The 22823-nt window shown below is 43.3% G+C and carries 20 protein-coding genes and 3 tRNA genes; 22 read left to right on the top strand and 1 reads right to left on the bottom strand.

Annotated elements, in window-relative coordinates:
• Positions 1-9: 9 nt before the first annotated feature.
• Positions 10-96: transfer RNA gene (locus CMM32_11645), tRNA-Leu, on the bottom strand.
• A gap of 324 nt (positions 97-420) precedes the next feature.
• On the opposite strand from CMM32_11645, the gene CMM32_11650 reads away from it, so the two are divergent.
• The 22 genes from CMM32_11650 (at position 421) to CMM32_11755 (ending at position 22818) form a co-directional block, all read left to right on the top strand.
• On the top strand, positions 421-1866 hold the full coding sequence (locus CMM32_11650; GenBank protein MBT07544.1) for a trigger factor: 1446 nt from the start codon (positions 421-423) through the stop codon (positions 1864-1866).
• Between the two features lie 17 nt (positions 1867-1883).
• A complete protein-coding gene (gene clpP / locus CMM32_11655) occupies positions 1884-2507 on the top strand; it encodes an ATP-dependent Clp endopeptidase, proteolytic subunit ClpP (GenBank protein MBT07545.1) in 624 nt (207 codons plus the stop codon).
• Between the two features lie 187 nt (positions 2508-2694).
• The gene (locus CMM32_11660; GenBank protein ID MBT07546.1) at positions 2695-3963 is read left to right on the top strand and encodes an ATP-dependent Clp protease ATP-binding subunit ClpX; all 1269 of its coding nucleotides are present in this window, start codon (positions 2695-2697) and stop codon (positions 3961-3963) included.
• Positions 3964-4128: 165 nt separating this feature from the next.
• A complete protein-coding gene (locus tag CMM32_11665; GenBank protein ID MBT07547.1) occupies positions 4129-6528 on the top strand; it encodes an endopeptidase La in 2400 nt (799 codons plus the stop codon).
• Positions 6529-6751: 223 nt separating this feature from the next.
• A complete protein-coding gene (locus tag CMM32_11670; protein ID MBT07548.1) occupies positions 6752-7024 on the top strand; it encodes a DNA-binding protein HU in 273 nt (90 codons plus the stop codon).
• 119 nt (positions 7025-7143) lie between these two features.
• Positions 7144-7219: transfer RNA gene (locus CMM32_11675), tRNA-Val, on the top strand.
• A 92-nt stretch (positions 7220-7311) separates the two neighbouring features.
• Positions 7312-7389 (top strand) — tRNA-Asp (locus CMM32_11680).
• A gap of 562 nt (positions 7390-7951) precedes the next feature.
• Positions 7952-8317, top strand: a complete 366-nt coding sequence (locus CMM32_11685; protein ID MBT07549.1) for an NADH-quinone oxidoreductase subunit A — start codon at positions 7952-7954, stop codon at positions 8315-8317.
• Positions 8318-8343: 26 nt separating this feature from the next.
• A complete protein-coding gene (locus tag CMM32_11690) occupies positions 8344-8826 on the top strand; it encodes an NADH-quinone oxidoreductase subunit B (protein MBT07550.1) in 483 nt (160 codons plus the stop codon).
• 29 nt (positions 8827-8855) lie between these two features.
• Positions 8856-9482 (top strand): NADH-quinone oxidoreductase subunit C, encoded by a 627-nt coding sequence (locus CMM32_11695; GenBank protein MBT07551.1) that lies wholly within the window; start codon positions 8856-8858, stop codon positions 9480-9482.
• Positions 9482-10660, top strand: coding sequence for an NADH-quinone oxidoreductase subunit D (locus CMM32_11700; protein ID MBT07552.1), 1179 nt, complete (start codon positions 9482-9484; stop codon positions 10658-10660). Before CMM32_11695 ends, CMM32_11700 begins: the two co-directional genes overlap by 1 nt.
• Positions 10661-10692: 32 nt before the next feature.
• Positions 10693-11196 carry an NADH-quinone oxidoreductase subunit NuoE gene (locus CMM32_11705; GenBank protein ID MBT07553.1) on the top strand — a complete coding sequence of 168 codons (504 nt, stop codon included), beginning with the start codon at positions 10693-10695 and terminating at the stop codon, positions 11194-11196.
• A 69-nt stretch (positions 11197-11265) separates the two neighbouring features.
• The gene (locus CMM32_11710; GenBank protein ID MBT07554.1) at positions 11266-12546 is read left to right on the top strand and encodes an NADH-quinone oxidoreductase subunit F; all 1281 of its coding nucleotides are present in this window, start codon (positions 11266-11268) and stop codon (positions 12544-12546) included.
• Between the two features lie 4 nt (positions 12547-12550).
• Positions 12551-14632 carry an NADH-quinone oxidoreductase subunit G gene (locus tag CMM32_11715; GenBank protein ID MBT07555.1) on the top strand — a complete coding sequence of 694 codons (2082 nt, stop codon included), beginning with the start codon at positions 12551-12553 and terminating at the stop codon, positions 14630-14632.
• On the top strand, positions 14632-15660 hold the full coding sequence (locus CMM32_11720) for an NADH-quinone oxidoreductase subunit NuoH (protein ID MBT07556.1): 1029 nt from the start codon (positions 14632-14634) through the stop codon (positions 15658-15660). Before CMM32_11715 ends, CMM32_11720 begins: the two co-directional genes overlap by 1 nt.
• 15 nt (positions 15661-15675) lie before the next feature.
• On the top strand, positions 15676-16158 hold the full coding sequence (locus tag CMM32_11725) for an NADH-quinone oxidoreductase subunit NuoI (GenBank protein ID MBT07557.1): 483 nt from the start codon (positions 15676-15678) through the stop codon (positions 16156-16158).
• 76 nt (positions 16159-16234) lie between these two features.
• Positions 16235-16846, top strand: coding sequence for an NADH:ubiquinone oxidoreductase subunit J (locus CMM32_11730; GenBank protein MBT07558.1), 612 nt, complete (start codon positions 16235-16237; stop codon positions 16844-16846).
• Positions 16843-17151: an NADH-quinone oxidoreductase subunit NuoK gene (locus CMM32_11735; protein MBT07559.1), complete on the top strand. Its 309-nt coding sequence runs from the start codon at positions 16843-16845 to the stop codon at positions 17149-17151. Before CMM32_11730 ends, CMM32_11735 begins: the two co-directional genes overlap by 4 nt.
• 5 nt (positions 17152-17156) lie before the next feature.
• On the top strand, positions 17157-19085 hold the full coding sequence (locus tag CMM32_11740; protein ID MBT07560.1) for an NADH-quinone oxidoreductase subunit L: 1929 nt from the start codon (positions 17157-17159) through the stop codon (positions 19083-19085).
• The gene (locus CMM32_11745) at positions 19085-20590 is read left to right on the top strand and encodes an NADH-quinone oxidoreductase subunit M (GenBank protein ID MBT07561.1); all 1506 of its coding nucleotides are present in this window, start codon (positions 19085-19087) and stop codon (positions 20588-20590) included. Before CMM32_11740 ends, CMM32_11745 begins: the two co-directional genes overlap by 1 nt.
• Before the next feature lie 10 nt (positions 20591-20600).
• Positions 20601-22043, top strand: a complete 1443-nt coding sequence (locus CMM32_11750; GenBank protein MBT07562.1) for an NADH-quinone oxidoreductase subunit NuoN — start codon at positions 20601-20603, stop codon at positions 22041-22043.
• Entirely contained in the window at positions 22009-22818 is an 810-nt protein-coding gene (locus CMM32_11755; protein ID MBT07563.1) for a biotin--[acetyl-CoA-carboxylase] ligase, read from the top strand. Before CMM32_11750 ends, CMM32_11755 begins: the two co-directional genes overlap by 35 nt.
• The last annotated feature ends 5 nt before the right edge of the window (positions 22819-22823 follow it).

A 22823-nucleotide genomic window follows, 5' to 3' on the forward strand; every position in this document is an offset into this window, starting at 1 on the left:
GNGGCTAAATGGTGCGGGCGAAGGGACTTGAACCCCCACGGCCTTTCGGCCACTAGGACCTAAACCTAGCGCGTCTGCCAGTTCCGCCACGCCCGCACTGATGCCGAGTAAATCCATTATTAGCTTTAGTGACAAGACAATAAAATAAGATCTTTCGGGGATCTTGAAACTCGGCGACCCTTTGGTACATGAATTGTATTTAATATTGCAACAACTTAGCACTATATGTTTTGATCACACTAAGGTTGGCGGATGCGAAAATTTGCCTAAGGAGAGCAGTGTGCTACAAGTGCCATCTATATTGAGGCAATCAAATACGCATTTACTTAGTTCCACTGTCTCTCCGATGTGGGCATGGAAGCGGCTTCGGATGATATTAGGGTGCGGTTGGTAGATTTTTGAACATAGGCGTAACAGACGATGCAAGTAACAGAGACAAGTTCTGAAGGTTTAAGGCATGAGTACCAAGTTTTGGTCTCCAAAAATGAAGTGTCCGGCAAGATAAGTGCGCGNCTTGAGGAACTTCAAAAGACCATCAAAATTAATGGATTTCGGCCCGGAAAGGTGCCAATAGGGATTTTNAGGCAACGTTATGTCGACTCTGTTATGGGAGAGGTATTGCAAGGCATGGTCGACCAAACTTCTCAGCAAGTTCTTGAAGAACAGGGTGTTAGGCCGGCCTTACAACCTCAAATTGAAGTTAAAACATTCGAGGAGGGAAAGGACCTTGAGTATGTGCTGCAAGTTGAGGTCCTGCCTGATATTGATGTCCCTGAACTAAAAAGCCTTAAATTTACTAGACTTAAATCTGACCCAAAAGACTCGGAGGTCGATTCCGCGGTGGAACGGCTTGCTGAGCAGAGCAGAGGGTTCTCAGAAGTAAAGCGGGNACGCAAATCTAAATCTGGAGAGATCCTGGTTATTGATTTTAATGGTATGGTTGATGGTGAGCCGCTCCAGAGCGCCCAGGGGACCGATTACAACTTACGTCTTGGTAATAATTCTTTTTTGCCCGGGTTTGATGATGAGATTTTAGGGTTGAAGCCGGGGGATGAGAAGTCGGTAAAGGTTGTTTTACCCGATAATTATCCTGATGAGAAGGTCCGGGGAAGCCAGGCGATCTTTGACGTTGTAGTGAAAAAACATTTGGAACCCGACGAACTAAAAATAGATGATGATTTGGCCAAAAAACTGGGACTAGAGACAATAGGAGCTCTCCGAGAAGCGGCGAAAGCGGAATTACAGCGGGGCTACGATGAGCAAAGCCGAAACCGACTAAAACGGGAGATTCTGGATTCTTTTGCGGAAAAATATGATTTCAATGTCCCATCGGGAATGGTCGAAAAAGAGTTCGAAGGTATTTGGGGACAGTTTCAACAGGATATGAAACAGAGCGATACTGACCTGGAAAAGTTGGGTAAATCAGAGGAGGAACTCCGGAGTGAGTATAACCATATTGCTGTACGGCGGATCAGACTAGCTTTGCTATTGTCGGAAATTGGACGTGAGAATGACATAACTGTCGAACGGGAGGAATTAAATAGGGCAATAATTGATCAAGCTAGACGTTTTCCTGGCCGCGAGAAAGAAGTAGCAGATTATTTTGGTTCTAATCCAGAAGCCTTAAGTAGTGTTCACGCGCCGCTGTTTGAAGATAAAGTGATTGATTTTGTCGTTGAGATGGCGGAAATTTCTGAAGAGATTGTAACCGTAGATGCCCTCTATGCTAGCCTCGAGGACCCTGCCGAGAGGCCTACTAAAAAGAAACGAACTAGCAAAAAGAAATCAGTGAAAAAAACATCTGAGAAAGTTGCTCCTAAGAAGAAACGCGCTGCCCGAAGCCCTGCCAAAAAGAAAACCGTATAACGTGTCGAGGTATAGAGATGGGTCATCCTAGAGATACATACATGAGTGCACTAGTGCCTATGGTTGTTGAGCAGACTAATCGTGGAGAGCGCGCCTATGATATTTATTCTAGGCTTTTGAAGGAAAGAATTATATTCTTAACAGGACCTGTGGACGACCATGTGGCCTCTGTAATTACAGCTCAATTTCTATTTTTAGAAGCTGAGAATCCTGAAAAAGATATCTCTTTTTATATAAACTCACCTGGAGGTATTGTTTCATCAGGGTTAGCTATTTACGACACGATTCAGTATATTACTCCCAAGGTTTCGACATTGTGCATTGGTCAAGCAGCTTCCATGGGATCCCTTTTGCTTACAGCTGGTGCCAAAGGGTCCAGATATTCGGTTCCTAACGCAAGAATTATGATCCATCAACCGTCTGGGGGGTTTTCTGGACAGGCTTCAGATATTGAGATTCACGCTAGAGAAATTCTTTCACTGCGTTCCAGACTGAATGAGATTTATGCTAAGCACACTGGCAAAAAGCTGAAGGCTATCGAAGATGCCATGGAAAGAGACCATTTTTTAACGGCTGAGGATGCGAAAGATTTCGGATTAATTGACCAAGTGGTGGAGACAAGGCCGAAGGCAACTGCTTGAAAAGCAGTAAAATTTGTATAAGAATTTTGGTTGGAATATGGGAGAATTGGAAATCGTGGGTCTGCTAAGGAGGGCCTGACAAGCTAATCTGAAAAGTTTCTGATTATTTTTAAAAAATGCAGTTGTTTGGTTGGATAAGTTAGGTAAACGCGACTTTAAAAATTTAAGACAGCGGAATGGAATCTAGATGACCAAGAGTAGTAACACAGATAGCAAAAACACCTTGTATTGTTCTTTCTGTGGAAAGAGTCAGCATGAGGTGCGGAAACTTATTGCAGGGCCAACAGTTTTCATCTGTGATGAATGTGTCGAACTATGCATGGAAATCATCAGGGAAGAGCATAAGAATGACGTTGTTAAATCAGAAGATGGAGTGCCTACGCCTTCAGAGATTTGGGAGGTCTTAAATGATTATGTGATCGGACAGGAGCGAGCAAAGAGAGTGCTTTCNGTTGCTGTTCACAATCATTACAAACGAATTTCCCATGGTTCTAAAAACGATGATGTTGAATTAGCCAAGTCTAATATCCTTCTGGTGGGCCCAACGGGGTGTGGCAAAACGCTATTAGCTGAAACCTTGGCGAGAATCTTGGATGTGCCATTNACCATGGCTGATGCTACTACTCTTACGGAAGCGGGGTATGTGGGTGAAGATGTAGAAAATATAATTTTGAAGTTGCTTCAAGCTTCTGATTATAACGTTGAAAGAGCTCAACGCGGCATTGTTTACATAGATGAAATAGATAAGATTTCTCGAAAATCAGACAATCCTTCTATAACTCGGGATGTTTCTGGAGAAGGCGTTCAACAGGCATTGTTAAAAATTATGGAGGGTACTGTGGCAAGTGTGCCTCCTCAGGGCGGACGCAAGCATCCTCAGCAGGAGTTCTTACAGGTAGACACTACAAATATTCTTTTTGTATGCGGCGGGGCTTTTTCTGGTCTGGAGAGAATTATTTCTGAGCGCGGGCAAGGAACCTCGATAGGCTTTGGTGCTGATGTTAAGCCTCCTGACGAGCGTCGAAGTGGGGAAGTGCTAAGGCAAGTGGAACCAGAAGATCTATTAAAGTTTGGTTTGATCCCTGAGTTTGTGGGGCGCCTGCCTGTCGTTGCTACAATTGATGACCTTGATGAGAGTGCTCTCATTGAGATATTAAGCCAGCCAAAGAACGCTCTCGTGAAACAGTACCAAAAATTATTTGATATGGAAGATGTGAAACTATCTTTTTCCGACGATGCATTAGCTGAGGTGGCCCAAAAAGCTATAAGTCGAAAAACAGGTGCTCGTGGCTTACGATCGATTCTTGAAAATGCATTGTTGGATACAATGTTTGATTTGCCAAAGATGGATGGGGTTGAAGAGGTTGTGATTAATAAGGAAGTGATTGAGGGGCGGTCTCAACCTCTACAAATCTATTCAGAACGCCATGAAGATATGGGTTCCTCAGCATCTTAACTCTGTGTTCTTGTGTTCTGTAGACTTGAAAAAACGTAAAGCCATCTCCATTTAGAATCAAATGGGAGAGGTAGATGGGCTACTTGGTGGTGGGAGTTATATGAGTTTCATTAGAAACTGTGAAAATACAATAATTTGTCGTCCGTGGTAACGTGAAGAGGTAAAATGAGTGAACTAACAAGTTATCCGTTACTTCCTTTGCGGGATATAGTGGTTTTTCCCCACATGATAGTTCCACTTTTCGTGGGACGTGAAAGATCTGTTCGTGCACTAGAAGAGGTGATGAAGACAGATAAGCATATTTTTTTAGCAGCCCAAAAGAAGGCTGGGCAAGATGATCCAGAGGAAAACGATATTTACCGAGTCGGCACTATTGGAACGGTGTTGCAGTTGCTTAAACTGCCGGATGGGACGGTTAAAGTCTTGGTTGAGGGCGGAAAGAGGGCCCAAATTGCAAATTTCGCAGAAAATGCCGCATTTTTTGAGGTCAACGCCTCAATTTTAGATGAGCCGGAGAGCAATCCAAGTGAGCTCGATGCTTTGATGCGCTCCACTGTGTCCCAATTTGAGAATTATCTGAAGTTAAATAAGAAAATACCCCCTGAAGTACTTGTTTCACTTAGTCAAATAGAGACCCCTTCTCGACTTGCGGATACCGTGGCCTCGCATCTGTCTATAAAGGTTGCGGCGAAACAAGAACTTCTAGAGTTAGAGNCAGTTAACGAGAGGTTAGAGAAAGTTTATTCGCTGATAGAAGGCGAGATAGGGGTAATGCGAGTTGAAAAAAAGATAAGGTCCCGTGTCAAAAGGCAAATGGAGAAAACCCAACGGGAATACTATCTGAATGAGCAAATGAAGGCTATCCAGAAGGAACTAGGTGACGGGGATGATGGCAAGGATGAAATTGCCGAACTTGAAGATAAGATTGAGAAAACTAAACTTAGTAAAGAGGCCAAAGAAAAAGCTCTCGTCGAGATAAAAAAGCTCCGCAACATGAGCCCCATGTCAGCTGAGGCTACAGTGGTAAGGAATTATCTTGATTGGCTGTTGAGTATTCCATGGAAGAAACGGTCGCGTATAAAAAAAGATCTGAGGGCTGCCCAGAAGGTGCTGGACGATGACCATTATGGCTTAGCCAAAGTTAAGGAGCGCATAACTGAGTATTTGGCAGTCCAACTGCGGACCAAGAAGATGCAGGGGCCGATCCTGTGTCTAGTTGGGCCGCCGGGTGTTGGAAAGACTTCACTAGGGCAATCCATCGCCAGGTCAACAGGTAGAAACTTTGTGCGAATGAGTTTAGGTGGAGTTCGCGACGAGGCTGAGATTAGGGGCCATAGAAGAACTTACATTGGATCCTTGCCTGGGAANGTGATCCAAGGATTAAAAAAAGCGAAGACATCTAATCCACTGTTCTTATTGGATGAGGTAGATAAAATGGGGGCTGATTTTAGGGGAGACCCAGCTTCGGCTTTANTGGAAGTATTAGATCCTGAGCAAAACATTGCTTTTAATGACCATTACTTAGAAGTTGACTATGATCTTAGTGAGATCATGTTCTTGACAACAGCGAATACCTCGAGGATTCCAGCACCATTACTGGACCGCATGGAGGTTATTCATCTCTCTGGTTATACAGAGGATGAGAAGGTTGCCATAGCAACTCGACATCTGATCCCCCGCTTAATGAAAAGAAATGGCGTGCAAGAGAGTGAGTGGGAAATATCTGAATCGGCGCTCCGTGACCTTATCCGTTATTATACCAGAGAAGCGGGGGTCCGTAGTTTGGAAAGAGAGTTAGCTAATCTAACTCGTAAAGCCGTAAAGGAGATCTTGTTAACAAGTGCTAAGAACATCAAGGTTACTGTGCGGAATTTAGAGACATATGCCGGAGTGAGGCGGTATCGGCATGGTGAAATAGACCATGACGACAGTATTGGAATAACTAATGGGCTAGCATACACGGAGACCGGGGGTGATCTTTTGTTGATTGAGACTGTGTCTATGCCAGGTAAAGGCAAGATAATACCGACCGGAAAACTTGGTGAAGTTATGCAAGAATCGGTTCAGGCTGCTTGGTCTTATGTGCGTTCAAGATCAGCAGAGTTTGGGATTAAACCGCCATTATTCCAGAAATTTGATATTCATGTTCATGTACCGGAAGGGGCTACGCCCAAGGATGGTCCATCCGCAGGAATAGCAATTACCACTTCAATTGTGTCGATTTTGACGGGAATCCCTGTTTCTAGCTCTGTGGCTATGACTGGTGAAGTTACTTTGCGTGGCCGAGTGTTACCTATTGGAGGGCTGAAAGAGAAGCTCTTAGCTGCTCTCCGTGGGGGACTCAAAACGGTGCTGATACCATCTGATAACGAGAAAGATTTGGCTGAAATACCTGAAAACGTGAAAAAGGGCCTGAAAATTATTCCGGTATCCAACGTAGATGAGGTGCTTAAACTAGCTCTGACCAANGCTTTAACGCCTATTAAATGGAATGAGGTGGACGAGGTGGAAAGTGTATCTGGGCCGTCAGAAGGGCGAAATAGTGATCCGTTATTAACGCATTGAGCTTATAATCCGATGTATTTGCTGTCGTTTCAATCTTTGGCCTAAAAATACTCTTATATTTACATTAGGTTTGCGTTGACGAGTTCTGTTNCTGACGGCTACAGTGTGGGGGTTACAACAAGGCGCGGTCTGAAAACCCGCGGAAAATTGGAGTGGAAGGGTGTGTGGGGGCGCCCGCCACTCAAGCAAACTATTGAACAACGGGATTAAAAGGGGACCGACTGTGAATAAGAATGACTTAATTGGTGCCGTCTCAGGTGCCTCCGGATTGTCCAAATCAGATGCCACTAAGGCTGTTGACTCGGTTCTAGATTCTATTACTGGGACATTAAAAGATGGCGGTGATGTTCGATTGGTTGGATTTGGCACTTTTAGNGTTTCGCGGCGCGCTCAAACCAAGGGGCGCAATCCTCGGACTGGGGAGGAGATAACTATTCCTGCCTCCAACCATGCTAAATTTAAGGCCGGGAAGGCGTTAAAAGAGGCACTAAACTAAAGTAAGTAATCTGGGTTGCGCGGTTTGTNAAAGACTATGGAGTGCCAGTGACCGATGGTCGCTGGCATTTCCCCGTCTGAAGGGAAACCATGTTTTATTACAGGTAATATGGAGGTCTAGGGCGATTAGCTCAGCTGGGAGAGCACCTCGTTTACACCGAGGGGGTCGGCGGTTCGATCCCGTCATCGCCCACCACCTTGTCCATCGGCGCGGCCTCATCCTGCACTTGGGGCGGTTGACACTGAGTAGCGGCTAGCGTAAAGCAGGAGCCTTCTTAGGACCTCTATGGGGGTGTAGCTCAGTTTGGGTAGAGCGCCGGCCTGTCACGCCGGAGGCCGCGAGTTCGAGTCTCGTCCCTCCCGCCATTCTCCTAAGAAAACTTGAGCGAGTATTCGCGCTCTAGCTATGAGAAATACAACCGGCTATTTTGATTGAAGAATGGTCAGGCGTAGTTATTGGCATCAGGTGTTCCGGCAATGAAAACTATACTGGGATTTTGAGAGAGCGTCTCATTCCTTTTGGGTAACGTCCTTGAAGACTGAGCGAAAATTTGTTGGGGTCCAACGATTTGGAACTATACTGCCGATTGGAGACTCTTAGCGGGGATATTGGTGTGATTTCTAATATCAAGGAGATGAAGCGAATCATGAACGGAATACTTGTTCAGACTGGTGATTCTATAGGAATTTTTTAGGGATATCTGTTCCTAGTTAAGTATGAATAGTGCATCAGGTCTGGGAAATTTATATATTTCAAAGTAATTGAGAAAAAGGTATGTCCAGAGGAGTTTTGCAAGTTGAAAACACTTGAGCCTATGTGCTACACGAGGCTTTATCTGTAGCGTGCATTAACAACAATTCTGAGCACGCGATGCTAATGCTGAGGGATAATTGTGGCACTTTTTGGCCAAGGAAGCAGATTGGTCCTATGCAGACGGAGCTGACAGAATACCTACCAATCATCGTATTTTTTGGGGTGGCGACCGTTCTAGCAACTGCGATGGTTGTGGGATCACTGATTGTGGCGAGGCAAGCCCCTGACAAAGAGAAATTATCATCCTATGAGTGTGGATTCGAGCCGTTTGCAGACTCCCGAGAGCGTTTCGATGTTAGGTTTTACCTTGTAGCAATTCTTTTTGTGATTTTTGATTTAGAAATAGCTTTTTTGTTTCCGTGGGCAGTTGTTCTTACGGAGATAGGTCCCTTCGGCTTTATTTCTATGATGACGTTTTTGGCAATTTTGACTGTTGGTTTTATATATGAGTGGCGTAAGGGGGCTCTTCAGTGGGAATAAAGCAAGAACCTAAGAATGATGGAGTTCTGCTTGCCGAATCAGCTACTTTTGCGGAAAAAGGATTCGTTTTGACCAAAGTGGAGCGGCTTGTAGGTTGGGCAAGATCAGGCTCACTTTGGCCGATGACTTTTGGTTTAGCTTGTTGTGCGGTTGAAATGATGCAAGCTGGGGCAAGCAGGTATGACCTAGATCGTTTTGGCGTAGTCTTTCGCCCAAGTCCAAGACAATCAGATGTTATGATTGTAGCTGGAACGTTGACTAACAAAATGGCACCAGCCTTAAGAAAAGTTTATGACCAGATGGCGGAACCACGATATGTAATTTCCATGGGTAGTTGCGCGAATGGTGGGGGCTATTACCATTATTCTTACTCAGTTGTTAGGGGGTGTGACCGCATTATACCAGTGGATATATACGTCCCGGGGTGCCCACCGACGGCTGAAGCCCTTGTTTATGGTATACTCCAGTTACAAAAGAAAATACGACGTACAAGCACGATTATTAGGTGAGCTTAGATCAATTGGGTAGTTCCTGAACTATGTCATCCTTAGAAAAATTAAAGACGCATTTATTGAAGGCTCTTAACTTGAGTTCAGTATCTGTTGATATCGTGGGAAACGAATTATGTCTACACAGTGATGCAGCAAATCTGCGCAAACACTTAACAGTTTTAAGGGATGAGGGGAATTTTCAGTTCAAACAGCTAACGGATTTATTTGCTGTTGACTATCCAGAAAGGACGCAACGATTTGAGGTGATCTATCAACTCCTCAGTCTTACTTTTAATAGGAGAATTCGACTAAAAATCCAAATTAAGGAGAACGCTAGTGTTCCGTCGGTGATTAATATATTCAGTGCTGCTAACTGGTATGAGAGGGAAGTCTGGGATATGTATGGTATTTCTTTTGATGATCACCCCGACCTAAGGCGCTTACTAACAGATTATGGGTTTTATGGACACCCTTTGAGAAAGGATTTCCCACTTACGGGTTTTGTAGAATTGCGTTATGACGGTGAGGCACAGAGAGTTGCTTACGGCGCTGTTGATCTTGCGCAGGAATATAGGTCGTTTGACTTCACTAGTCCTTGGGAGGGTGCTTCGCAGATATTAAATGATCCGAGAAACACTTTTGGCGGACCAAAGATCGATGACGAAGAAAAGTAATGTCGACCTCTGATATTAAAAATTTTAATTTTAATTTTGGCCCCCAACATCCAGCGGCCCATGGGGTGTTGCGGTTAGTCTTGGAGATGGATGGTGAGGTGTGTCAAAGGGCAGATCCTCACATTGGATTGCTGCACCGAGGGACAGAAAAACTCATAGAACATAAGAATTACCTGCAAGCTCTGCCGTATTTTGATCGCTTAGACTATGTATCCTCTATGGGACAAGAACATTGCTTTAGCCTGGCGGTGGAGAAATTACTAGGTTGTGAAATCCCAATTCGCGCCCAATATATCCGTGTTCTTTTTCACGAAATTACGCGCGTATTGAATCATTTATTACAAATAAGTGCCAATGCCTTAGATATAGGAGCCATGACGCCTTTTCTCTGGATGTTTGAAGAAAGGGAAAAGTTGATGGAGTTTTATGAACGCGTTTCAGGAGCGCGATTGCATGCAGCATATATACGTCCGGGTGGAGTCCATAAAGATCTGCCCTATGATCTTATTGCTGATATTGAAAGATGGTCGGATGAATTCCCTAAAATTCTAGATGACGTAGAGACCTTGCTGACCAACAACAGGATCTGGAAACAGAGAAACGTCGACATAGGCGTTGTTTCAAAGGAACAAGCCCTCGATTGGGGTTTTAGCGGTGTAATGCTGAGGGGAAGTGGAGTGGCGTGGGACCTAAGAAAAGCACAACCCTATGATGTTTATGCGAGTATGGATTTTGACGTACCTGTGGGTAAAAATGGAGATTGCTATGATCGTTATCTCATTCGCCTAGAGGAAATGAGGCAAAGTCTGCGGATTATCAAACAATGTTTGGTTGAGCTACCTCAAGGTGAAGTAATGGTTAGTAATAACAAGATTTCACCACCAAAAAGAGCTGATATGAAAAATTCAATGGAATCCCTTATCCACCACTTTAAGTTGTACACTGAAGGTTACCACGTGCCTCGCGGCGAGACTTATGCTGCGGTTGAAGCGCCGAAAGGTGAATTTGGCGTATTTCTTGTCTCAGATGGAAGCAATAAACCATATCGGTGTAAAATTCGTGCTCCAGGATTTGCGCATTTGCAGGGCTTGGATTTTATGGTCAAAGGCCATCAGTTAGCTGATGTGGTCGCCTGTATAGCTAGTATGGACATAGTATTTGGTGAGGTTGATAGGTGAATAGCAATCTGTCTCATCCGCCAGACGAAAGGATGCAAGAATTTTCATTCACTGCTGAGAATAAACTGGCCGCAGAGAAAATTATTGCTAAATATCCAGAAGGGAGAGCTAGTAGTGCTTTGATTCCCTTGTTAGACCTTGCTCAACGTCAACACGATAATTGGTTGCCAAAGGAGGCCATTCGTTATGTGGCTGACCTTGTAGGTATATCTGAGATAAGGGCATTTGAAGTTGCCAGCTTCTATACAATGTTTAGACAGAGACCTCGCGGAAAATTTTTAATTCAAATGTGTAAAACCACCCCATGTTGGTTGAGAGGAAGTGACTCTCTTCTTGATGTTCTAAAAAACCACCTTGAAATCGAAATCGAGGAAACTAGTAAAGATAAGCTTTTTACATTGGTTGAAGTGGAGTGCTTAGGTGCTTGTGTAAATGCTCCTGTCGTACAGATAAACGATCAATATTATCAAGATCTGACGAGTGAGAAATTATTGTCTGTCATCGAGGGTCTGAGATCCGGATTGAAGATTGAATAAAGGCGACAGGCCTATGCCGAAAGACAGTTTGGGACTCAGATCTAAGGGGAAAGGTTATAGGAAAGTAGGATGTTACGGGAAAGTGAAAAAATATTTGGAAATCTGGATGGTGCCGGGCAATCTAATATTTACGCGGCCAAGGCCCGCGGAGATTGGAACAATATTAATGGAATACTTAAATTGGGCCGCGATAATATCATTGCGGAAGTAAAGAAATCTGGCCTGAGAGGCAGGGGAGGAGCTGGCTTTCCGACGGGACTCAAATGGTCGTTTATGCCGGCGGATAAAGATGAGCGACCTTCATATCTTGTCGTTAATGCAGATGAAAGTGAACCGGGAACCTGCAAGGACCGCGACATACTCCGAAATGAACCACATAAACTACTCGAAGGATGTTTGATAGCCGGCTTTGCGATTGGAGCAAACAGAACTTACATCTATATCCGAGGTGAGTTTGTTAAAGAGGGGGAAATACTTCAGGCAGCAATCGACGAGGCCTATGACCAAGGTCTATTAGGAAAAAATGCATGTGGCTCGGGGTTTTTACATGATGTGTATATACACCGGGGAGCTGGAGCCTATATTTGTGGCGAAGAGACGGCATTGATAGAGAGCCTGGAGGGGAAGAAAGGACAGCCAAGATTAAAACCTCCTTTCCCGGCCAGTGCGGGTCTTTGGGGGTGTCCCACAACTGTTAACAACGTAGAAACCATAGCGGTTATTTCGACAATAATGAGAAGGGGAGCTTCATGGTTTTTAAAATTTGGACGTGAACGAAATTCAGGAACTAAAGTTTTTTGTATTTCAGGGCATGTGGAAAAACCATGCAACATTGAGGAAGAAATGGGTATTCCTCTGCGTGAACTAATCGACAAACATGCTGGGGGCGTTAGGGGAGGATGGGAGAATCTTCTGGCCGTTATACCTGGGGGTTCATCGGTACCTCTCATACCAAAATCTGTTTGTGATAATGTAATCATGGATTTTGATGCGCTGGCGGATGTCCAATCGGGATTAGGCACTGCAGCCGTAATAGTCATGGATAAGTCTACGGATATAATAGCGGCTATATGGCGGTTGTCACAATTCTACAAACATGAAAGTTGTGGCCAATGTACCCCGTGTCGAGAAGGTACGGGTTGGCTCTCAAGGATGATGAAACGTTTTACAGACGGAACCGCCAAGATTGAAGATATTTCACTTATTGAAAATGTAAGCAAACAGATTGAGGGACATACTATTTGCGCTCTTGGTGATGCTGCAGCTTGGCCAATACAGGGTTTAGTGCGGCATTTTCGAACAGAAATGGAACAGAGAATCATAGATATGCAAGGAACAAACACTGGTTAAAGCGATGGTCAAGATTTTAATTGATGGGATCGAATATCAGGTTGAATCAGGTACTACAGTAATGCAGGCGTGCAATGTTGCAGGCGTTGAAATACCGCATTTTTGTTTTCATGAACGTTTGTCCATAGCAGGAAATTGTCGAATGTGTCTTGTTGAAGTTGAGGGAACTCCTAAACCTATAGCTTCGTGTGCAATGCCCGTGGCACAAAATATGTCGGTAAGAACGGGGTCTGAAATGGTTCATCTTGCCCGTAAGGGTGTAATGGAATTTTTATTGATTAATCATCCCTTGGATTGCCCTGTGTGTGATCAGGGAGGTGAGTGCGATTTACAAGATCAAGCTTTGGGATATGGGCGGGATTCAAGTCGTTTTTTCGAGGAAAAACGGGCCGTAAGTGAAAAAGATTTTGGCCCTCTGATTAAAACTCATATGACGAGATGTATCCATTGCACAAGATGTGTGCGTTTCATGGAGGAGGTCGCTGGGGTGCCTAATATAGGTGGGTTTGGTCGTGGTGAGGACATGGAGATTACGGCAAGTCTCGAACACGGGTCAGATTGCTCAGAGATGTTTGGTAATATTATTGACTTATGTCCAGTCGGTGCATTGACCTCAAAACCATACGCTTTTGTTGCTCGACCTTGGGAGTTGTTAGAAACAGAATCCGTCGATGTGCTTGACGCTGTTGGTAGTAATATTCGGATAGATGTTCGGGATAAACAAGTGATGAGGATTACTCCACGACTCCATGAGGACGTTAATCAGGAGTGGATTGGCGATAAAACACGATTTGCTTATGATGGTCTACGAAAGCAACGATTGGATAAGCCATATGTACGACAAGCGGATGGTAAATTAACTCCTGTGAGTTGGGATATCGCTTTTGAGCGTATTCGCAGGGAGGTAGAAAAGCTGGATGGCACTGAGCTTGCTGCTTTGGCGGGTGATCTTTGTGATGCGGAGTCAATGCTAGCGTTAAAAGATTTATTTTCTGCACTAAATTGTCCCAATATTGATTGTAGACAGGATGGTGCTGTTCTGCAGGCTCAGCCAAGGTGTAGCTACATCTTTAATACTTCCATTGCTGGTATCGATCAAAGTGACTTGTGTTTATTGATAGGAAGCAATCCAAGATTGGAAGCACCAATCATAAATACTAGATTGCGAGCAAGATGGTTAGATGGGGATTATCCTGTCGCTAACATAGGAAAACCAGTTGATTTAAGTTACCCAGTTGAAGAATTGGGGTCTGGGAATCAGGTGTTATGTGAGATTAGCGAAGGGAAGCACCCTTTTTGTGAACAATTAGAAAGGGCTTTGACTCCAATGCTAATTATTGGGCAGGGGGCGCTAGCTCGGGCCGACGGAGAAAACATCTTATGGTCTAGCAAGGTAATTGCTGAGAAATATGATTTGGTTCGGGAGGGATGGAACGGCTTTAATGTTTTGCACACTGCGGCGGCAAGGGTAGGTGGATTGGATCTTGGACTAGTGCCATCTCCGAATGGAATAGGCGCACGCCAAATACTTTCTGGAGATTTTCGAGAAACGCCTCTTAAGTTGCTTTACCTTTTGGGCGTGGATGAGATATGTCCAGATTCCCTGAAGGGATTGTTCATTGTGTACCAAGGCCACCATGGAGACAGGGGAGCAAATATTGCTGATGTCGTGTTACCTGGAGCTGCGTATACGGAGAAGGAAGGGTGCTATGTTAATACAGAAGGCCGACCGCAATACGGCAGAGCAGCAACCCAACCGCCAGGAGACGCCAGGGAGGACTGGGCTATTTTGAGGGCCCTTTCTGCTAGGCTTGGCGTTACATTGCCCTATGATACTTTTAGTGCCTTAAGGGCAAAAATGAGCCAGATTTGTCCAGATCTGGGAAATCCCAACGTAATATCAAAATCCGAATGGAGTGAGTTTGGATTGCAAGGGTCTTTCGGGGACACAACCCCATATAGCAGCGCGGTTAAAAACTATTTCATGACAGATCCTATATCCCGCGCTTCTAATACAATGCTTGAGTGTACAAAATGGTTTTTGGCAACACATCGGGTAGATCCGTCTGCCAATAGTGCAGACTGATGGAATATTTTCTGCACAACTTTCTTTTGCCAAGCGGAAAATTAGTCTTCCAAGTCCTTTTAATTATTGTGCCCCTCTTAATAGCGGTGGCGTATTTAACTTATTTTGAACGAAAACTAATTGGAGCAATTCAACTTAGGCGTGGACCTAATACAGTGGGCCCCTTTGGGCTACTTCAACCTATAGCTGACGGGATCAAACTTTTCTTGAAGGAAACAATTGTTCCAACGGGTGCAAATCAAATAATCTTTGTTCTAGCTCCTATGATTACATTTGTTCTTAGTTTTGCGGCTTGGGCGGTTATACCATTTGATGAAGGGTGGGTGCTATCAGATATAAATGTTGGAGTTTTATACCTAATCGCCATTTCCTCTTTAAGTGTCTATGGGGTGTTGATTGCGGGATGGGCAAGCAATTCAAGGTATGCATTTCTAGGGGCTCTTCGTTCCGCTGCACAAATGGTGTCTTATGAGGTCTCTATGGGATTCGTTATAGTAACTGTACTGGTGTGCGTTGGATCGCTTAATCTTACTACGATAGTTAATGCCCAACAAAAGATTTGGTTCTTTTTTCCATTGTTTCCGATGTTTATTATTTTCTTTGTGTCTACGTTAGCGGAGACCAATCGACATCCTTTTGACCTTCCTGAGGATGATGCTTCCCTAGTGGCTGGGTATTTTGTTGAGTATTCATCAATGCCCTTTGCTTTGTTTTTTCTTGGAGAGTACGCTGCGATGATTTTGATGAGTGCGATGACTACCATTTTATTTTTTGGTGGTTGGCTTCCGCCAATCGATGTTAGCCCCTTAAACCAGGTTCCGGGTATTATATGGTTTTTAACCAAAATAATTATTTTACTTTTTTGTTTTTTGTGGGTGAGGGCCACTCTTCCTCGATATCGCTACGATCAATTAATGAGACTTGGTTGGAAAGTCTTTCTTCCATTCTCTTTGTTAAGCTTAGTAATTACGTCAGCCATCGTTTTAGCACTGGATGGACAATTTGGTGCATTCACAGAATGGTTGTAGAGGTTAAGTAAAGTCATGTTGAGCCATAAAATTCGTTGGATATTTCTGATAGAAATCGTTAAAGGACTTTTGCTTACCCTTAGGTATGTCTTTCGAAAAAAAGTTACTCTTAATTATCCACATGAAAAGGGAAGGCTGAGTCCAAGATTTAGAGGCGAACACGCTTTGCGCCGTTATCCAAACGGGGAAGAACGCTGCATAGGATGTAAATTATGTGAGGCGATATGTCCGGCCCAGGCAATAACCATTGAAGTTCAGCCTAGAGACGACGGAAGCCGAAAAACCACCCGATACGATATAGATATGGTTAAATGTATTTATTGTGGTTTTTGTCAAGAATCCTGCCCTGTCGATGCCATTGTGCAAGGGCCCAATTACGAATTTTCAACTGAGACTAGGGAAGAGTTATATTTCACGAAACAAAAATTATTGGAAAACGGTGACCGGTGGGAGCCGCAAATTGCTAAAAATTTAGAAAATGAAGAACAGTATCAATGAGCTTGTGTATTTATGTAGAGGAACTAGTTCAAGATATGCAAGATTCTATTTCCTTTTCCAGGCAGTGGATTTCTGAATGTTGATTATCATTACTTTTTATCTTGTTTCCTCTGTCACTATTTTTGCGGCAACCATGGTGGTCTTTTCAAGAAATACAATCCACTCTGTTTTATGGTTGATTTGCGTATTTCTTAACGTCGCGATCCTATTTGTAACTCTAGGTGCAGAATTTTTGGCTATGATTCTTGTGATTGTTTACGTTGGTGCGGTGGCTGTTCTGTTTATGTTTGTGGTTATGATGTTAAACATCAGTAAAACTAAGATTAAATCAGGGTTTTCAGAATATTTTCCAATTGGGAGTGTGCTGACGGCAGTGCTTCTAGCCGAGTTTGTTCTGGTGTCATTTTCTTTTTCTTCACATTTGTTTGAGCCACCAACGGGAGTGATTTCCGATCCACGGGGAAGTCTTACAAATACTGAGGAGTTGGGTAAAGTTCTTTATACTAAATATTTTTATTTGTTTCAGCTGTCTGGTTTAATTCTACTCGTTGCAATGGTTGCCGCTATTGTTCTTACTTTGAGAACTGGAAAAGATGTTCAAAGGCAGGAGATTGGCGAGCAAGTTGAACGAGGTAAGCAGGACGCGATCGAAATAAGAAAAATAAAGCCGTACAGTGGCGCCAAATGACCATTGGCTTAACCCATTATCTAGTGTTGGCCTCAATCGTTTTCACACTAGGTATCTTTGGTATATTCATAAACAGAAAAAGTATTATCGCGATATTAATGTCACTAGAACTGATCTTGCTAGGCGTAAATTTGAATTTAGTAGCATTTTCAGTTCATCTAGGAGACATAGTAGGCCAAGTATTCACTATGTTTGTTTTGACCGTTGCCGCAGCAGAGATATCAATTGGTTTGGCTATCTTGGTTGCCTTCAGCCGGCATCAGAAATCGATTCAGGTTGATAATATTAACCTCATGAAGGGGTGAATGCGGTGGTATTTCTGTGCATTTTTCTTCCTTTGCTTGCGTCTATTTTGGTGGCTTTGTTTGGCAAATCCCTAAGAAAGACAGGAGCACAAGCAGTTACTTGTGGCTCCATTGTGCTGTCAGCGATAATTAGTTGTTGGATTTTAACGACAACCATAAACAATGGAACGATTTATTCAATCCAACTTTTTGAATGGATAGAATCAGGTTCATTTTCGGCTTCTTGGGGAATTTATATTGATTCATTAAGTGCGTTGATGATTTTTATTGTGACAACCGTATCTGCATTGGTTCACATATATTCTATAGGGTACATGAGAAAGGATCCGCACGTTCCGCGATTCATGTGCTATCTCTCTCTATTTACCTTCTCAATGTTGGTTCTCGTAACATCAAATAACTTCCTACAACTATTTTTTGGATGGGAAGGTGTGGGGCTTTGTAGTTATTTGTTGATAGGTTTTTGGTGTACTAAAAAATCAGCAAATACCGCTGCCTTGAAAGCATTTCTCGTTAATCGGGTAGGGGATTTAGGGCTAATTCTGGGAATTGCCGCTATCTTTATGGTCTTCGACACATTAGAGTTTGGAAGTGTGTTTCGTCTTGCGCCAGAAGTATCCGGACAAAAAATCCAATTTTGCGGGTTCTCCTTTGAGGCTATTACAGTAATTTGTTTGTTGCTCTTCTTCGGGGCTATGGGTAAATCGGCACAGATTGGTCTACATACTTGGCTGGCTGACGCAATGGAGGGACCGACCCCAGTCTCAGCCTTAATCCATGCCGCCACAATGGTGACGGCTGGAGTTTTTCTGGTTGCGAGATGCTCTCCTTTATTTGAACTTTCCGAAGCAGCTCTGTTGGTTGTTACCCTAGTTGGTGGATTAACGGCTTTCATGGCGGCGAGCATAGCGTTAGTGCAGGTGGACATAAAACGTGTTGTAGCGTATTCAACGTGTAGTCAACTTGGCTATATGTTCTTTGCTTGTGGTCTTTCTGCGTATTCTGCTGCAATATTTCATTTGTTTACCCATGCTTTCTTTAAGGCGCTTCTATTTCTTGGAGCAGGCTCAGTCATTCACGCCTTTTCGGGTGAACAAGATATGCGAAAAATGGGTGGGGTGTGGCGTTTAATCCCGACAACGTACGGGGTAATGTTGGTTGGATCATGGGCATTAATTGGTTTACCCCCTTTTTCCGGTTATTTTTCAAAAGACCTGATTTTAGAATCCGCATATTCCTCCCATTCGTTGGTGGGGACGTTAGTGTTCTGGCTGGGAATAGCTTCAGTGGCGATGACAGCTTTTTATTCGTGTAAAGTGATATTACTGAGTTTTCATGGAAAATTTGGAGAGGACGAAAAGGTTTTTGCTCGGATACATGAGTCGCCTAAATCAATGACGATTCCACTCATTCTGCTGGCTATCGGAGCGATTGGTGCGGGTTATTTTGGCTTAAGCATGGTAGAAGAAAACAGTTTATTTTGGGGGAATGCACTATATGTTTCTGATCATCATGCGGGAATAAAATTTGTACACAATTCACCAGTATGGGTAAAACTTCTACCCATCATTATGACCTTAGGTGGTTTGGTGGCCTGTTGGCTGCTGTTAAGCAAGTACCGTGGGCCTCTTGTTCACTATTTATCTCGAGTAGCATTTGTACGTCAGTTGTTGGTCAACAAGTTGTTCTTTGATTACCTGTACGATGTAGTTTTAACAAATTTTTTAAAGAGAATTGGTTATGGCTTGTGGAAGGCGATTGATGAATCCGTTATAGATTCTTTGGGTCCCCAAGGCGTTGCTAGCGTAGTTGTGAGATCTTCCCAAAGATTGAGTCAGGGTCAAACAGGCTATATTTACCACTATGCTTTTGTGATGATTATTGGGGTCGCCTGCCTATTGGGTATCTATCTTCTATGGGAAACAGTTATCTAATGGATTGGCCCGTTCTTAGTATATTGATATTTCAACCGTTAATCGGAGCCCTGTTTGTGTGTCTGGTACGCGGCGATCAAGAATTGGTAGCCACCAATGTAAAAGCCGTCACGTTATGGTCCACAGGCATCACTTTTTTATTAGCTTGTTTTTTATGGACCCAATTTGATGCAACTATTTCCAATTTTCAATTCTCAGAAGAGAAGGCTTGGATCCCAAGTTTAGGGATATCTTATTCTTTGGGAATTGATGGCATTTCCATTATTTATATTGTTCTTACATCGTTTTTAAGCTTCATCTGTATCTTGTGCAGCTGGGAAGTGATAACTAATCGTGTGCGGGAGTATATGGTTGGGTTTCTGTTATTGGAAACCATGATTCTGGGTGCCTTTTGTGCGCTCGATACTATTTTATTTTATATGTTCTTTGAGGGTCTTCTTATCCCAATGTTCATTATCATTGGGATTTGGGGGGGGGCTGGTAGGATAAGGGCGGCCTTGAAGTTTTTTTTATATACACTGGCCGGGTCGGTCTTGTTTCTCGTTGCCATTATTCTGCTGTACCTGGAGGCAGGGTCGAGCAGTATTCCAACGTTAATGAAAAACGAGTTTCCATTCAGTTTTCAGATTTGGTTATGGCTGCTTGTCTTTGCTTCATTTGCCGTAAAGATACCAATGTGGCCTTTCCATACCTGGTTACCCGAGGCGCACGTGGAGGCGCCCACAGCTGGTTCTGTAATACTTGCGGGCGTGCTCTTAAAGCTTGGTGGTTACGGATTTATTCGGTTCTCATTACCTATGTTCCCGGATGCCACCGCGTATTTCACTCCGTTTGTTTTTATTTTGAGTGTGATCGCCATAATTTATACCTCATTGGTCGCTTTTGTGCAGGAGGATATGAAGAAACTAATAGCGTATTCATCAGTAGCTCACATGGGGTTCGTAACCATCGGGTTGTTCTCTCTAACCACTCAAGGTGTTGAAGGGGCACTTTTCATAATGTTGAGTCACGGGTTGGTTTCGGCCTCTTTGTTTCTATCGGTGGGAGTATTATACGATAGAACCCATTCCCGATTGATCAAAGATTATGGTGGGTTGGTTGATAAGATGCCCGTGTATGCTTTTGTTCTTATGGTATTTTCTTTAGCTGCTATTGGTTTGCCCGGCACATCAGGTTTTGTTGGAGAGATGTTGGTTTTGGTAGGGATCTTCTCAATAAGTACATGGACCGCACTTTTTTCCGGTTTAGGTGTTATTCTTGGAGCGGCTTATATGCTTTGGCTTTACAAGCGGGTTATTTTCGGGACTAACACGACAGAAAAAATAAGTGTGCTTTCAGATCTAAGTATTCGTGAACGTTCTATTTTTCTTCCCTTGGTTATTGCAATACTATTGATCGGATTTTACCCAAGACCAGTGCTTAACACTATGCATTTATCTGTAGAGAAATTACTTCTTCTTAGTCAACCAAGCCTAGAAATTAAAAATTTTTCAAAAGTAAAATGAATTATCTTCAATGAATATAAGTTTAGATGTGCTGCAACTGCGTCCTGAAATTCTTCTAACGGCAGGCTTGCTTATTTTGTTGGTTTTTGGGGCATTTCGCGATAAAGCGGGCGAGCCCCTTGTGACCCGTTTAATGATAGCCTTGCTAGCAATAGTCGCAATCCTCGTTGTTGTACGAGATTCTGAGAAGGTCAAATTATTTTCTGAACTTCTTATTTTGGACGCATATGGGAGATTTGCACAAACACTAATTATTGTCTCAGTAATTATGACATTATTAGTATCAGTAGCTTATCGAAAAACGTCAAACCTTATACAAAATGAATACCCAATTCTCATAGGATTTTCTGCTTTAGGCATGTTGTTAATGGTATTGGCAACTGACCTGATGGCACTGTATTTAGCAGTTGAGCTTCAAAGCCTTTCACTTTACGCCCTAGCAGCATTTGATCGGAATTCTGAGAGGTCATCGGAGGCGGGATTGAAGTTTTTTGTGCTGGGGGCATTATCCTCTGGCATCCTGCTTTATGGGTGCAGTTTTATATATGGTGCTGTTGGCAGCACTTCATTTGAACTAATAGCAGCCGCAGCCGCAATACCTGGTGCTGAACTTTCTCCGCTTCTTTTTGGTTTGGTACTGGTGTGTTGTGGGCTTGCTTTTAAGGTATCGGCCGTGCCATTCCATATGTGGACCCCTGATGTATATGAAGGTTCGCCTACACCGATAACTATGTTTTTTTCTGTAGGACCAAAAATAGCTGCTCTTAGTCTTTTGACACGGCTGCTTCTTGAGGCCTTTCCGGATGCAATTCATCAATGGCAACAGATTATTTGGTTCTTAGCAATAGCTTCAATGGTACTTGGCAGCCTATTGGCTGTGCTTCAGAATAATATCAAAAGACTTATGGCTTATAGCACCATCGCCCACGTTGGATATGTTTTAATGGGAATTGGTTTGGGTTCAGAATTTGCCATTAGTAGCGTACTTATTTATTTGGCTGTATACCTTGTTTTGGTGATTGGGACGTTTGGGTGCATCTTAGCGGCAAAAGTGAATAACTTTCACTTGGAACAAATTTCCGATCTTTCTGGCATAGGAAGAAATCAACCAATCTTTTCTTTAGCGTTTGCTATAATGTTGTTGGGCTTAGCTGGCATACCTCCAATGGCGGGATTTTTTGCTAAGTTTTACCTCTTTATATCCATCCTACAGGCAGAGATGTATTGGTTAGTATTAATTGCTGCGCTATCTACTATAATTGGGGCATATTACTACCTGCGAATTATTAAAGTAATGTACTTCGATGAATCTAAACAGGAACTAGATCAATTGAGTAATCCTGAGTTAAATATAATTATTGGCACGGCTGCCGTGTTCACACTTTTTTTCTTCGTGAACCATTCCATTATCGTTGACCATGCGGGTAGGGCGGCGGGATCTCTTTTTAATTAATATTAGGTATATTGAATTAATGGAAAAGCTGATGCCAGGCTACGTTCTTCATACATTGGAGGAGACGGATAGCACTAATGTAGAATGTAGGAAAATGGCTGAAGATGGGTCGGCTGAAGGATTAATAATTCAAGCCTCATCACAGTCTTCGGGAAAAGGGCGTCGAGGACGGACTTGGAGCTCCCCAAAAGGGAATTTATATTTTTCCATGTTAATCAAGCCTAAATGCAAAGTGAGTAAGGCACTGGAAGTCTCATTTGTCTCTGCTGTTGCAATGTGTGATGCCTTGGGCGCTTTATTGCCGCCGATGGTAGAGGTTAGGGTTAAATGGCCTAATGATATATTGCTTAATCAAAGGAAGTGCTGTGGGTTTCTGCTTGAATCCAGCAGTGATAGCTCCGGAAATGTCAAGTGGCTGATTATTGGAGCCGGTGTAAACGTAGAAAGTTTTCCAGAAGAGGTGGATTACCCAGCTACCAGTCTATCATTTGAAGGATCATCCAATCTGACTTTAAGAGAGGTTTTACTATCTTTCTTGCGTCATTTTAAGCGTTGGAAAAATGTCTGGGAGGTAGAAGGTTTTAACCCTATCAGAGAGGCATGGATAGAGCGCTCCATAGGCGTGGGACGGAGAATAACAGCTAAGCTGGGAGAGACATCCCACACTGGTATATTTTCTGATCTTAATGCAGACGGATCTTTGGTGATGACAACTGATGAGGGGGAAAAAGTGGTGATTACTTCTGGAGATATCTTTCCGGAGTTAAAAGCATGAAGCGT

It is taken from the genome of Rhodospirillaceae bacterium, from assembly GCA_002728255.1.
GTDB lineage: Bacteria > Pseudomonadota > Alphaproteobacteria > UBA7887 > UBA7887.